Raw genomic sequence first — 12,913 nt, forward strand, 5'->3', positions numbered from 1 at the left:
AAAGAGAAAACGGAGGTTCCCGCTTTCGCGGGAATGACACCGTGGAAAGGGAAATGGGCTATCATGGGCCCGACTCACTTCGGACCCCGATGAACCTGTTCTTCCGCTCTAAACCCAAGATTCCGGCCGCAACCAGCGTCGACATCGACGGGCAGGCGGTTGTCGTCACCGTGCGCGTCAATGCGCGGGCGCGGAGCTATCGGCTGTCCATCCCCCATAGTGGCGGGCCGGTGCTGACCCTGCCGCCGCATGGCAAATGGGCCGAGGCCGAGGCCTTCCTGCTGCGGCACAACAACTGGCTGGCCGCCCGCATCAAGCGCGCGCCCGAAGCCACCAGTTTTGCCGATGGGGGCATCATCCCGCTGCGCGGGGTGGACCACCGCATCATCGGCACCGGCAAGGTGCGCGGACGGGTTGAGGTTGCCGACGATGATGGCGAGTCCGTGTTGCTGGTGCCCGGCGATGCCGCGCATCAGGCGCGGCGGCTGAGCGATTGGCTCAAGGACGAGGCGCAGGCCGACCTAGCCGAGCGTACCGCCATCCACGCGGCGCGGCTGGGGGTGACGGTCAAATCGGTCAAGATGCGCAGCCAGGCCAGCCGCTGGGGCTCCTGCTCGTCATCGGGCAATATCAACTACAACTGGCGCCTGGTGCTGGCGCCGCCCTTCGTGCTCGACTATGTCGCGGCTCATGAAGTGGCGCATCTGGTGGAGATGAACCACTCGGCAGCCTTCTGGGCCACGGTGAAGCGGACGCTGCCCGACATGGAGCGCGGCCGAGCCTGGCTCAAGGCGCATGGGCGGCAGTTGATGGCGCATGGCGGGTAGGCTGCCACCCTCTCACCAGAGGGAGGGGGACGACCTGACGCATTCAACGGAAGGTCCGGGAAACCCCTCATCCGCCCTTCGGGCACCTTCTCCCTCAAGGGGAGAGGCAAAGAGCCTCGGTCCGGCGTAAGCCTTAGTTCTGGTCGCCGCCGAAGATCAGGTCCATCAGCGTGCGCTGGCTGTTTTCATTCTCGATCGGGACGGGCTGACCGAGATTGGCCGGTGGCTGGATCTGCTGCTGTTGCGCCGGAGCGCTCGGCACCCAGACCTGCTGGCCGGTGGCCGGATCGATGACCAGCATCATGGGCAGGCCGGTATTGGGGTCGATCGGCGCCTGGCCGACGCCCGTGGTCTGGGCCTGCAGCGGGAAGCCGGTGACGGGGTCGATGGCCTGGCCGGGCTGGATCACCTGGTTGCCGCCGACCACCTGGCCGACCGGCATGCCGGTCGCCGGATCGATCTGCACGCCATTGGCATCCACCAGCATGCCGCCGGTATTGGCCACGGGCAGGCCCGTAGCCGGATCGATCTGCTGAATGGGCATGCCGGTGGCGGGGTCGATCTGGACGCCGTTGGCATCGACGATCACGCCGCCAGCTGGCAGTCCGGCATTGTCGACCATTTGGCCGGTCTGGATCGGCTGGTTTGCCGTCAGGGCATTGGCCGCAACATATTGCCCGGTCGTCGGATCGAGCTTCATCAGCTGGCCCGTTGCCGGATCGACCATGGTCTGGACAGGTTGACCGGTGCCGGCATCGACATATTGCGTCATCGGCTGGCCGGTGGCCGGATCGATGGCCGCCTGGCCTGTGGCGGGGTCGATCACCGGCTGGGCCACCAGCTGACCCTCGTAGGAGCCACCCGGGATCTGGGCGATCTGCTTGCCGGCATGCGCCTTGGTCATGAATTCGGACCAGATCGCCGCCGGCACGTTGCCGCCCGAAAGCGTGGTCTCGGTGGCATCGTCATTGCCCAGCCAGACGCCCGTGACCATCGCCGCGGTATAGCCGACGAACAAGGCGTCCTTGGCTTCCTGCGAGGTGCCGGTCTTGCCGCCGAACTGCCAGCCATTGAGGTTGGCGCCCTTGCCGGTGCCCACTTCCACGGCGGTTTCCAGCATGTCGTTCATCTCGGCCAGCACGTTCGGATCGATGACGCGGCCTGGGCCGGCATCGGAGGCCTGGTAGAGCACCGTGCCATCCTTGGCCTGGATAGAGGTGATGACATTGGGGATGACACCCATGCCGCCATTGGCGAACGGGGCATAGGCCGAGGTCAGCTCAAGCAGGTTCACTTCCTGCGTGCCCAGCGCGATCGACGGCACGGGCTGCAGTGGCGAGGAAATGCCCATGCGGGTGGCCACGTCGATGACCGCCTGCGGCGTGACGTCGATGGCGAGGCGCGCCGCGATGGTATTGAGCGAATAGGCGAGGCCCTGGCGCAGGGTCACCGTGCCGGCATATTTGCCCGAGGCATTGCCGGGGCTCCAGCCGTTATAGGTGAACTTGGCGTCTTCGGCCAAGGTATCGGGCGTATAGCCCTTTTCCATGGCGGCCATGTAGACGAAGGGCTTGAAGGTCGAGCCGGGCTGGCGCTTGGCCGTCACGGCGCGGTTATACTGGCTGGCCTGGTAGTCGACGCCGCCGACCATGGCGCGCACGGTGCCGTCGACATCCATGGCGACGAGAGCGCCCTGGTTGAAGCCGCGCTTTGGACCCTCGGAGGCCACCATCTCCTTGACGATGAACTCGGCATCCTTCTGCATCTTGAAGTCGATGGTGGTCTGCACCACCACGTCGGTCTTGATCTCACCCAGGTAGGCGGTCATCAGCGATTCGACCCAATCGGCCACATAGTCCTCCGAGCCGGCGACGCGGGTGCGCACGCTCTGGCTGGGGTCGATCTGGGCGGCAGCGGCTTCTTCCGCAGTGATATAGCCATCGCGCGCCATAGCATTGAGCGACAGGCGCTGGCGCTCGATGGCGCGTTCCGGATTGGACTTGGGATTATAGGCCGACGGCGCCGGCAGGATACCGGCCAGCATGGCGGCCTGGCCCAGCGACAGATTGCGGGCCGAAACACCGAAATAGGTCTGTGCGGCCGCTTCGATACCCGTTGCCCCGGCGCCAAAATAGACGCGGTTCATATAGAGTTCGAGGATTTCTTCCTTGGTGTAGTTCTGTTCCAGCCACACGGCCAGGATCGCTTCCTGCACCTTGCGGCCCAGAGTCTGGTCGGGGGTGAGGAACAGGTTTTTGGCCACCTGCTGGGTGATGGTCGAGGCGCCGCGCGTCACGTCGCCGGCCTGCACCGATTCGATGGCCACCGAGATCAGGCCCAGCGGATCGACGCCGAAATGGCTCATATAGCGGCGGTCTTCCGAGGCGATGATCGCCGCCGGAACATAATAGGGCAGCTCGCGATAGGTGATGGCTTCGCCGCCGGTCGCGCCGCGATTGGAGATCAGGCTGCCATCGGCGGCCAAGATGCGGATATTGGGCGGGCGGTCGGGAATAGCCCAGGTATTGGACGAGGGCAGCTGTGCGCCGTAATAGACGACGACGCCGATGACGGCGATACCGGCCCACAAGGCACCGACAAAGCCCCACCAGAGCAGGCCCATGAGAAAGCCACCGCGCCGTTTGGGCTTCTTGCCCCGGGCCGGCTGCGCCTTGCCGCGACGGGGCGGCTTGGGGGCCTTGCCTTTTGGGCCGCTGGGCGGTGGTGCGCCGCCGGAGCGCTCGTCATCGACGAACACACCCACCGAATGACCCATCGAGGGCTCGACGCGCTGGCCCTTGCCGCGGGCAGTCGCCTGCGGCTTGCCACCCTTATTGGGCTGGGCGCCAACACGGTCATCGGCGGAAATGCGGAAATCCATCAAGCAAACCTACGAGAAATTGCCTTTTGCCGCTTCTACTCCGTTCCGCGCCTTTGGGAAACAAGAGGTTAGCAGGAGGTTAAGGCCAATCCTGACCGACTCGCGACGCGCCATCCAACCGGATGCGTCTGTCACGCGGCCACGATACCGTTCTCCGGGCCAATTGTGGCCGGTTTATGTGGGTTTTTCCGAGTTGCGCCGAGGTGTTGCGACGGCGTCACAACCTCAGCAGTAGAGGTTGTGATAGGCGATCAGCGCCGGCTGCATGAAGAGGTCGGCGCCGCCGGTCCATTCGGTGACGACCTTTTCGGAATAGTCGCCAGTCTCGCAATCATAGACCAGGCGCGATTCTCCCACTTCCTTGCCTTCGACGATCAGGCTGAGCGCATGGGCGCGCGGATCGGTGGCGTCGCTGACATCGGCGAGGATGTCGTAGAAATAGGGGGCGTCGATATAGACCCGGATCAGCGGCGTGCCGGTTGCCTCCTGGGCCAGGGCGGGCGAAACGAGAGCTGCTATAACAGCGGTAGCAATGGCGATCTTCATAAAACGGCCTCCTCGATACGAGAACGGTTTGCCCGGCCGCTTCCGGCCAGCCTATGAGAGACAATGAACACAAAGCGACATGAATGGGCAATGAAGGCGGGTTTGGCGACGGCCCTGATGGCGGCACCGACGCTGGCCGACGATGCTGCCCTGCTCGACAGGGCCTTGACCCGGGCCACGGCGACGTTTGAGGCGGCCCTGCCGCAGCTGGGCGCAAGTGAATTCGGCGTCGATGTCGCGGCCTATCGCGATGCGCTGACGCTGGGGCAGTTCAGCTCGCGGCATTGGGGTGGCACGGTTTCGGTAGAGACAGCTATCCGCGATGAAGCGACCGGCTCCTGCGGCCGCTACGCGGCCTTCGTGCGCATTCCGCCGGAGAATGGCGTCGTGAGCCTCGTGCTCTGTCCGCAGTTTTTCACCGATGGCGCCGATGGATTGCGCGAGCTGACGATCCTGCACGAGATGGTGCATGTCGTCGCCGGCAGCGACGAATGCCAGGCCATGGCATTTGCGGCTCGCGTGCAGGAGGCGGTGACGGGTACGTTTACGCCGGTGAGCGCCTATTGGGAGGCCAATGGGTGTGCGGGGACGGGGTATAGCTTGCCGTGATTGCCCCGGCATGCGCTGAACTGGCTTCCCTCCCCCTTGTGGGGAGGGAATGAGGGTGGGGGTATTGAGGGCACTGAGCGTGGGGCCTACCCCCACCCTTGATCCCTCCCCACAAGGGGGAGGGAGACGACTGCGAGCTCTGCTATCGCCAGCCCAAAGCCGGGGCGACGTGTTTGAGAATGCTCTCGATCACATGCGCATTGTAGTCGACGCCGAGCTGGTTCGGCACGGTCAGCAGCAGCGTATCGGCTTCGGCGATCGCTTCGTCCTGGGCCAGATCGCGGATCAATTGATCCGGCTCGCCAGTATAGCCGCGACCGAACACGGCGCGTTTTTCCGGCTCGATATAGCCGAACTGGTCCTCTTCCGAGCGGCCGGTGCCGAAATAGGCGCGGTCCATGTCGTTGACCAGAGCGAAAATCGAGCGGCTGACTGAGACACGCGGCTCGCGCGTATGTCCCGCCTCTTTCCAGGCGGCACGATAGGCGCGGATCTGTTCGGCTTGCTGGATGTGGAAGGGCTTGCCGCTCTCGTCGAATTTCAGCGTCGAGCTTTGCAGGTTCATGCCCTTCTGCGCCGCCCAGATGGCGGTGGCGTCGCTGGCCGCACCCCACCAGATGCGCTCGCGCAAGCCCTCGGAATAGGGTTCGAGCCGCAGCAGGCCAGGCGGATTGGGGAACATGGGACGCGGATTGGGCTGGGCAAAGCCCTGACCTCTCAGCGCCTCGAGATAGATCTCGGCATTGATGCGGGCCATGTCGGCATCATCGTGCCCATCTTGCGGCGCCTGGCCGAAATAGCGCCAGCCATCGATCACCTGCTCTGGCGAGCCACGGCTGATGCCCAGCTGCAGGCGACCGCCTGAGATAAGATCGGCCGCGCCAGAATCCTCGGCCATGTAGAGCGGGTTTTCGTAGCGCATGTCGATCACGGCGGTGCCCAGCTCGATCTTGCTGGTTTTCGCGCCTGCCGCAGCCAGCAGCGGGAAGGGCGAGGCGAGCTGGCGGGCAAAGTGATGCACGCGGAAATAGGCGCCGTCGGCGCCCAGTTCTTCGGCGGCAACGGCCAAGTCGATGGACTGCAACAGCGCATCGCCCGCCGAGCGGGTGCCGGATTGGGGCGAGGGCGACCAATGGCCGAAGGAAAGGAAGCCGATCTTTTTCATGGGTGTTGGACCTAGCAATATCGGGGGCACGAGAGTGTCGTGTCATTTGATCCATAGATCGGTGATCACGCCCGGGAGCGCAAGCTGGTCAGGGGTGACAGACCGGATTGGATCGTTGAACGACCTCAGGCATCGTCGTCCGTGTCGTCTAGGTCCGGACTCGGTGTATTGACTGAGCTTCTGACGGCCAGGATGACCACCGCATCGTCGGTGACGTCGTAGTCAAAGTGGTATCCACGCAGCACCAGACGTCGGGCGCCAACCAGCGTTATGGCAGATTGTGTCAGGCCGCTGTCGGGATGACGCGCGAGGATTGCCCGAGCATCGAGCACGATTTCACGAAAGGCCGCCGCGCCCGAAGCGCTGCGGTCGCGCAAATATTGGGTTTCCTGCTTGATATAGGCCCTGGCGTTGCCCGACAGGGTAACCTTCATCAGGCCACCTTGCCGCGAATGATGGCATCGACTTCGTCAAGCACCGCATCAAAGTCATGCACCTCACCGGCAGCGACTTGCTCCCGGCCATGGAGCACGGCCAGAACCTCGGCGCCCTCGCCCGCCAAGTAGAGCTTGAGCGCGCGCACGATCACCCAGCTGCGGGTGCGATCGGACGCCACAGCAATCCGCTCAAGCTCGCCGAGCAACTCGACCGGCAGGCGCACAGGAACCGGATCCGACAAAACAGGCTTGCTCATCTCGATCTCCAGATTTGTACTACAACGTAATACAAATCGAGTTGGGGATCAAATCGGACTTTGTTGCCTCAAACGTCCAGGTTGCTCACGCTGAGCGCATTGTCCTGAATAAACTCGCGGCGTGGCTCGACCAGGTCGCCCATCAGGGCGGTGAAGATCTGGTCGGCTTCGTCGGTCTGGTCGACTTCGACCTTGAGCAGGGTGCGGGCATTAGGGTCGAGCGTCGTTTCCCAGAGCTGGGAGGCATTCATCTCGCCCAAGCCTTTGTAGCGCTGCAGGCTGACGCCCTTGCGGCCGGCATCGGTGACTGATTTGAACAGGGTCGACGGGCCGTAGATATTGATGGTCTCGCCCTTGCGGGTGAGCGTGGGGACGCCGCCATAAATCTCGTCCAGCCGCTCGGCCAGCTGCCGCAGCTTGCGGGCGTCGGCGCTTTGCAGCAGGGCCTTGTCGAGCAGGTGGCGCTCGGCAACGCCGCGCACGGTGCGCGAGAAGGCGAGTTCGTCGCCATCGGTGATTTCGCCGCTCCAGCCCTGTTCCCATTCGTCGGAAATGCGGTCGAGCCGGTTGCCGACGCGGGACATGACTTCGCCGATCTTGTCCGGATCGTTGAGGCCTTCGGGATCGAGTCCGCCAACGATGGCGGCCTGCTCGACGAGACTCCGGTTGTAGCGGGTGTTGAGGTTGTTGATGGCGGCGACGATCTGGCGCGCCTGCTGCACGATGCCCTGCAGGTCTGGGCCAGCATGCTGGTGGCCATCGCGCGTGGTGAAGACGGCGTCTTCGAGCCCGGCCTCGATCAGGTAGTCGTTGAGCGCGTCCTCGTTCTTGAGATACTGCTCGGACCGGCCGCGCGTGGCTTTGTAGAGCGGGGGCTGGGCTATGTAGATGTGGCCGCGTGCCAGCAGCTCGGGCGTCTGCCTGTAGAAGAAGGTCAGCAGCAGCGTGCGGATATGGGCGCCGTCCACGTCGGCGTCGGTCATGATGATGATCTTGTGGTAGCGCAGCTTGTCGGCGTTGAACTCTTCGCGGCCGATACCGGTGCCAAGTGCCGTGATCAGCGTGCCGACCTGCTCGGACGAGATCATGCGATCAAAGCGGGCGCGCTCGACGTTGAGGATCTTGCCACGCAGCGGCAACACCGCCTGGTTGGAGCGGTCGCGCCCCTGCTTGGCCGAGCCACCAGCCGAGTCACCCTCGACGATGAAAATCTCCGACTTGGCTGGATCGCGTTCCTGGCAATCGGCGAGCTTGCCGGGCAGGGACGAGATTTCGAGTGCGCCCTTGCGGCGGGTCAGTTCGCGCGCCTTGCGGGCGGCCTCGCGGGCGGCGGCGGCTTCCGCAACCTTGCCGACGATAATCTTGGCCTCGGCCGGGTGTTCCTCGAACCACTGGCCAAGCTTGTCGTTGACGATGTTTTCGACGACAGGGCGGACTTCGGACGAGACCAGCTTGTCCTTGGTCTGCGAGCTGAACTTGGGGTCAGGCACCTTTACGGACAGCACACATGTAAGACCCTCGCGGGTGTCGTCACCCGTCATGGTCACCTTTTCGCGCTTGGCGATGCCGGAGCTTTCGGCATAGCCGACCACCTGGCGCGTCAGCGCCCCACGCAGGCCGGCCAGATGGGTGCCACCATCGCGCTGCGGGATGTTGTTGGTGAAGCACAGCACGTTCTCGTGGTAGCTGTCGTTCCACTGCAAGGCGACTTCGACGGTGATGCCGTCCTTCTCCGATATCATGGTGATCGGGCGATCGACCACGGCGGTCTTGGACTTGTCGAGATACTGCACGAAGGCTTCCAGACCTCCCTCGTAGAACAGCTCGGTATTGACAGGCTCGGGATGCCTCAAGTCGTTGAGATGGATGCGCACGCCCGAATTGAGGAAAGCCAGCTCGCGCAGGCGGTGCTCCAGCGTCTTGAAGTCGAACTCCACCATGGTGAAGGTCTGGTCGGACGGGAAAAACGTGATGGCCGAGCCGCTGCGGCCGTCATAGGTGCCCGGCTGCTTGTCCTCGACATAGGTGCCGGTCTGCTTGAGCGGCGCATCAGCATCGCCGTGGGTGAAGCTCATTTCGTGGATTTCGCCATCGCGGCGGATCTTGAGCTTGAGCCAGGCCGAGAGCGCGTTGACCACGGACACGCCCACGCCGTGCAGGCCACCGGAAACCTTGTAGGAATTCTGGTCGAACTTACCGCCGGCATGCAGCTGGGTCATGATGACCTCGGCCGCCGAAATGCCCTCTTCCTTGTGGATGCCCGTCGGAATGCCGCGGCCATTGTCGATGACAGTCACCGAGCCGTCGGCATTGAGCGTCACCGTCACGAGGTCCGCATGCCCGGCCAGGGCCTCGTCGATGGCGTTGTCGACCACCTCATAGACCATGTGATGCAGTCCCGAACCGTCATCGGTATCGCCGATATACATGCCTGGGCGCTTGCGTACCGCGTCGAGCCCCTTGAGCACCTTGATGCTGTCAGCGCCGTATTCGTTCGGGTCAGGCATTTCGCTATCGGTCATGGGGTCCGAATCAGTAGTTTTCGTCAGGGTTTCGTTCTAGCGGAACGGGGGTGCAACCCCAAGCAAAATGGGCTTTTCTAGGCCTTTTGCCGGGGGTATCCGCCTAGTCCTTAGTGAGCCGTCCGTCACGGACGGTAATGGTCTGCGCCCGCTCGCCCAAAGCTTCGAACAGGACACGGTCCGTGCCGGTTAGGAAGCACTGCGTGCCCAGCCCGTCGAGGGCCGAAAACAGCGCCCGGCGGCGGTCCGGATCGAGATGGGCAGCGATTTCGTCGAGCAGCAGGAACGGCGTGATCGCCGTGCGCAGTTTGACGAGGCGGGCATGGGCCAAAATGAGCCCGATCAGGAGGGCTTTCTGTTCCCCGGTCGAGCCCAGAGCGGCCGGCATGCCCTTTTGGGCATAGGTCACTTCGAGATCGACGCGGTGTGGGCCTGATATGGTGCGTCCAGCGGCCCGATCAACCCCGCGCGAGGCCCGCCAGGTCTCGATGAGCGCGGTTTCGAGAGCCGCCGAGGAGGCAGGCTCCGTGCCATGCTCGAACAGCGGCGTCAGCGCCAGATGGGCGGCGGGAAAGCTGTGGTCGTCGAGGCTCTGTTCGATCAACGCCTGGAGGTGGTGGAGGCTATCGGTTCGCGCCAGGTGGATCGAGGCGCCCAGTTCGGCCATCTGGTTTTCGATGGCGGAGAGCCACGCGGTATCGCCATTGTCCTCGAGCAGCCGGTTGCGCTGCCGCATGGCCTTTTCGTAGTCGGACACCGAGGCAGAATGGCTGGGGATGAGAGTGGTTACCAGCCGGTCGAGAAAGCGCCTGCGCTCGCCCGCGGGGCCGGAGAACAGGCCATCCATTGATGGTGTCAGCCACAGCATGCGCAGATAGTCGCTCATCGCCTCGATGGAGCGGGCATTGGCGCCATTGATGCGCACCCGGCGGCCGCCTTCGGGAGATGCGCCGGTGCCGATATCGGAGGGGCCATCATCGGTCTCGACGGTCGCCGCGACCGCCCAGCCGGTATCGCTGCCATGGGATTGCAGGGTCTCGAAACTCGCGCCGCGCAGGCCGCGGCCGGGCGAGAGCACGGAAATGGCTTCGAGCAGGTTGGTTTTGCCCGAACCATTGGGGCCGGTGAGGACGACATGGCGGGAATCGAGGTCGAGCGCAGCCGCCGTGTAGTTGCGGAAGGCGGTGAGGCGGATGCGGGAGAGGTGGCGGGTCATGGTTTTGAGTTCGCCGCCCTCGTGGTTCGAGGCTCGCGAAGAGCTCGCACCTCACCATGAGGGCTCCTGATGGATGGTGTCCGAGTAGCCCTCATGGTGAGGCGGGAGCGAAGCGACCCTCGAACCACGAGGGCGTGCCCCTATACCTCAAACGCGCATCGGCATCAGCACATACAGCGCCCGCGTCTCGCCGTCGTCCTTGACCAAAGTCGGGGAACCCGCGTCGTTGAACATGAACACCGCGCTCTCGCTGCGGATCTGGCCGATAATGTCGAGCAGATAGCGGGCGTTGAAGCCGATCTCGAAGCCGTCGGTGTCGAACTCGACAGCCAGCTCTTCGCTGGCCGTGCCGTGGTCGGGATTGGTCACCGACAGTTCCAGCAACCCATCCTTGGCCTGGAGCTTGACGGCCTTGCCGCCGCGTTCCGAGGCAATAGTCGAGACGCGATCGACGGCGGTGGCGAAGCTGGCGCGGTCGACATTCATCTGCTTGTCGTTGTTCTTGGGCGTCACGCGGTCGTAATCGGGGAAGGTGCCTTCGATGAGCTTCGACAGCAGCACGACCGAGCCCACCGTGAAGCGGATCTTGGTGTCGGAGACTTCCACCGCGACGTCGCCCTCGGCGCCATCAAGCAGCTTCTGCACTTCGCCCACGGTCTTCTTGGGCACGATGATGCCGGGCATGCCCTTGGCACCAGCGGGAGCCTCGATCTCGGCGCGCGCCATGCGGTGGCCATCGGTGGCCACGGCGCGGAGGACCGTGCCCGTCCCCGTGATGTCGACGGTGTGGAAATAGATGCCGTTGAGGTAGTAGCGCGTCTCTTCGTTGGAGATGGCGAACTGGGTGCGCTCGATCAGTTCGCGCAGGGCCGAGGCCGGCATCGTGAATTCGTGGCCGAATGCGCCGGACTTCAAGTCGGGAAAGCTGTCGGGGCTCAGGCAGGCGAGGTTGAAGCGCGAACGACCGGAGGTGAGAACCATGTTCTCGCCGCCATCGGTTTCGAGGCGCACTTCGGCGCCATCGGAAAGCTTGCGGACGATTTCGTAGAGCGTATGGGCCGGCACCGTGGTGGTGCCCGCGGTCGACACCATGGCCGGTACGCTTTCGGTCACCTCGATATCGAGGTCAGTGGCGCGCAGCTCGACCTTGTCGTCGCTGGCCTTGAACAGCACGTTGGCCAAGATCGGATAGGTATTCCGCCGCTCCACAACCCGGTGCACATGGCTCAGCGACTTGAGCAGATGATTGCGTTCGAGCGTGACTTTCATGCGGCAACTTCCTGGCGGTACGCGACGGCAAAACCCCGGCATGCCGGGGGTTGGACATTTACAATTTGTGAACGGATTAGCAAGGGCACGCGGGCCCCGGCAGGGCGGAAATCCCCGATTTCAGTTGCTTGTGGCGTGATGTCGCCGTCGCCGGACTTGGGCTAGACTCGCAGCGACAGATTTGACTGAGGAGACTGCAGCATGGCCGAAAGTTTTGTCCCCGGCGGGATCGCCGTTATTACAGGTGGCGCTAGTGGTATCGGGCGCGCAGCGGCCCGCGAGGCGGCCGGTGCCGGGATGCGCATCGTGCTGCTCGATGTCAACGCGGCCAAGCTGGCCGCCACGACCGCCGAGCTGGCGGCGGTTGTCGGGGCGGACAATGTCTGGTCCGAAATCATCGATGTCGCCGATGCCGCAGCGATGACCGCCCTAGCGCAACAGGTGGGAGCCGCCTGGGGCAGTCCGACGCTGCTGATGAACAACGCCGCCTATTTCGTAGCGGGCGGCGCCGGCGGCATTCTCGACCCGATCGAGAACTGGCAGCGGACCATGGCCATCAATGTGCTCGGCCCGGTCAATGGCGTGCAGGCCTTCCTCCCCGGCATGCTGAAGGCCGAGCATGCGGGGGTCATCGTCAATACCGGCTCCAAGCAGGGTCTGACCAATCCGCCGGGCAATCCCGCCTACAATACCTCCAAGGCGGCACTCAACGCCTATACGCAGAACCTGGCGCGCGACCTGCGCGAGCGGGCGGGCGGAAAGGTTAGTGCGCATCTGCTGATCCCTGGATGGACCACGACGGGCGAGGCCGAACATCGTCCGGGAGCCTGGCTGCCCGAGCAGGTCGTGGATTTCATGGAACAGGCCATCGCCCACAATGGCTTTTTCATCCTCTGCCCGGATGACGAAACGCCCAATGAGATGGATCACAAGCGCATCCTGTGGAATGCGAAGGATATCATCGAGGACAGGCCGGCTTTGTCGCGCTGGCATCCGGAGTGGAAGGATAAGTTTGCGGAGTTTATGAAGGGCGAGCTGCCAAGTGGATAGCTCTGGGATCCCGACCTCGTGGTTCGAGGCTCGTAGGGACTCGCACCTCACCATGAGGTCTCAATAGGACCGGCGGTGGAGTAGCCCTCATGGTGAGGTGCGCTTTCTTCAGCGCCTCGAACCACGAGGGCGCG

The 12,913-nt window shown here is 63.9% G+C and carries 11 protein-coding genes; 3 read left to right on the forward strand and 8 right to left on the reverse strand.

Features of this window, described 5'->3' with window-relative positions:
• Window positions 1-89 precede the first annotated feature (89 nt).
• Complete coding sequence (locus IM737_RS13650) at window positions 90-827, forward strand: M48 family metallopeptidase (protein WP_236894503.1); 738 nt, start codon at window positions 90-92, stop codon at window positions 825-827.
• Between the two features lie 133 nt (window positions 828-960).
• On the opposite strand, the gene IM737_RS13655 is transcribed toward IM737_RS13650, so the two are convergent.
• Together IM737_RS13655 and IM737_RS13660 are read right to left on the reverse strand one after the other, a co-directional pair.
• On the reverse strand, window positions 961-3,708 hold the full coding sequence (locus tag IM737_RS13655; RefSeq protein ID WP_236894504.1) for a transglycosylase domain-containing protein: 2,748 nt from the start codon (window positions 3,706-3,708) through the stop codon (window positions 961-963).
• 225 nt (window positions 3,709-3,933) lie between these two features.
• Complete coding sequence (locus IM737_RS13660; protein ID WP_236894505.1) at window positions 3,934-4,254, reverse strand: hypothetical protein; 321 nt, start codon at window positions 4,252-4,254, stop codon at window positions 3,934-3,936.
• Window positions 4,255-4,317: 63 nt separating this feature from the next.
• Between IM737_RS13660 and IM737_RS13665 the strand changes: the two genes are divergently transcribed.
• Window positions 4,318-4,863, forward strand: coding sequence for a hypothetical protein (locus IM737_RS13665; RefSeq protein WP_236894506.1), 546 nt, complete (start codon window positions 4,318-4,320; stop codon window positions 4,861-4,863).
• Window positions 4,864-5,005: 142 nt separating this feature from the next.
• Here the strand turns inward: IM737_RS13665 and IM737_RS13670 are convergent, their stop codons facing one another.
• From IM737_RS13670 to dnaN, 6 genes are all read right to left on the reverse strand, one after another.
• On the reverse strand, window positions 5,006-6,028 hold the full coding sequence (locus IM737_RS13670) for an LLM class flavin-dependent oxidoreductase (RefSeq protein ID WP_236894507.1): 1,023 nt from the start codon (window positions 6,026-6,028) through the stop codon (window positions 5,006-5,008).
• Window positions 6,029-6,153: 125 nt separating this feature from the next.
• Complete coding sequence (locus IM737_RS13675; protein ID WP_236894508.1) at window positions 6,154-6,462, reverse strand: type II toxin-antitoxin system RelE/ParE family toxin; 309 nt, start codon at window positions 6,460-6,462, stop codon at window positions 6,154-6,156.
• Complete coding sequence (locus tag IM737_RS13680; RefSeq protein ID WP_236894509.1) at window positions 6,462-6,722, reverse strand: CopG family ribbon-helix-helix protein; 261 nt, start codon at window positions 6,720-6,722, stop codon at window positions 6,462-6,464. The genes IM737_RS13675 and IM737_RS13680 overlap by 1 nt, the downstream gene beginning before the upstream one ends.
• A 68-nt stretch (window positions 6,723-6,790) precedes the next feature.
• Entirely contained in the window at window positions 6,791-9,244 is a 2,454-nt protein-coding gene (gyrB, locus tag IM737_RS13685; RefSeq protein WP_236894510.1) for a DNA topoisomerase (ATP-hydrolyzing) subunit B, read from the reverse strand.
• A 103-nt stretch (window positions 9,245-9,347) separates the two neighbouring features.
• Window positions 9,348-10,460: a DNA replication/repair protein RecF gene (recF, locus tag IM737_RS13690; protein WP_236894511.1), complete on the reverse strand. Its 1,113-nt coding sequence runs from the start codon at window positions 10,458-10,460 to the stop codon at window positions 9,348-9,350.
• Window positions 10,461-10,607: 147 nt separating this feature from the next.
• Window positions 10,608-11,729 (reverse strand): DNA polymerase III subunit beta, encoded by a 1,122-nt coding sequence (gene dnaN, locus IM737_RS13695; protein WP_236894512.1) that lies wholly within the window; start codon window positions 11,727-11,729, stop codon window positions 10,608-10,610.
• A 201-nt stretch (window positions 11,730-11,930) separates the two neighbouring features.
• Between dnaN and IM737_RS13700 the strand changes: the two genes are divergently transcribed.
• Entirely contained in the window at window positions 11,931-12,779 is an 849-nt protein-coding gene (locus IM737_RS13700) for an SDR family NAD(P)-dependent oxidoreductase (RefSeq protein WP_236894513.1), read from the forward strand.
• The last annotated feature ends 134 nt before the right edge of the window (window positions 12,780-12,913 follow it).

Source organism: Devosia sp. SL43 (genome assembly GCF_021729885.1).
Classification (GTDB): Bacteria; Pseudomonadota; Alphaproteobacteria; order Rhizobiales; family Devosiaceae; genus Devosia.

Bases quoted from the DNA above. Each gene is read 5' to 3' on its own strand.
- gyrB (WP_236894510.1), bottom strand. From the start codon at position 9,244: ATGACCGATAGCGAAATGCCTGACCCGAACGAATACGGCGCTGACAGC.
- IM737_RS13700 (WP_236894513.1), top strand. From the start codon at position 11,931: ATGGCCGAAAGTTTTGTCCCCGGCGGGATCGCCGTTATTACAGGTGGC.
- IM737_RS13670 (WP_236894507.1), bottom strand. From the start codon at position 6,028: ATGAAAAAGATCGGCTTCCTTTCCTTCGGCCATTGGTCGCCCTCGCCC.
- IM737_RS13660 (WP_236894505.1), bottom strand. From the start codon at position 4,254: ATGAAGATCGCCATTGCTACCGCTGTTATAGCAGCTCTCGTTTCGCCC.
- IM737_RS13680 (WP_236894509.1), bottom strand. From the start codon at position 6,722: ATGAGCAAGCCTGTTTTGTCGGATCCGGTTCCTGTGCGCCTGCCGGTC.
- IM737_RS13675 (WP_236894508.1), bottom strand. From the start codon at position 6,462: ATGAAGGTTACCCTGTCGGGCAACGCCAGGGCCTATATCAAGCAGGAA.
- recF (WP_236894511.1), bottom strand. From the start codon at position 10,460: ATGACCCGCCACCTCTCCCGCATCCGCCTCACCGCCTTCCGCAACTAC.
- IM737_RS13650 (WP_236894503.1), top strand. From the start codon at position 90: ATGAACCTGTTCTTCCGCTCTAAACCCAAGATTCCGGCCGCAACCAGC.
- IM737_RS13655 (WP_236894504.1), bottom strand. From the start codon at position 3,708: ATGGATTTCCGCATTTCCGCCGATGACCGTGTTGGCGCCCAGCCCAAT.
- dnaN (WP_236894512.1), bottom strand. From the start codon at position 11,729: ATGAAAGTCACGCTCGAACGCAATCATCTGCTCAAGTCGCTGAGCCAT.
- IM737_RS13665 (WP_236894506.1), top strand. From the start codon at position 4,318: ATGAACACAAAGCGACATGAATGGGCAATGAAGGCGGGTTTGGCGACG.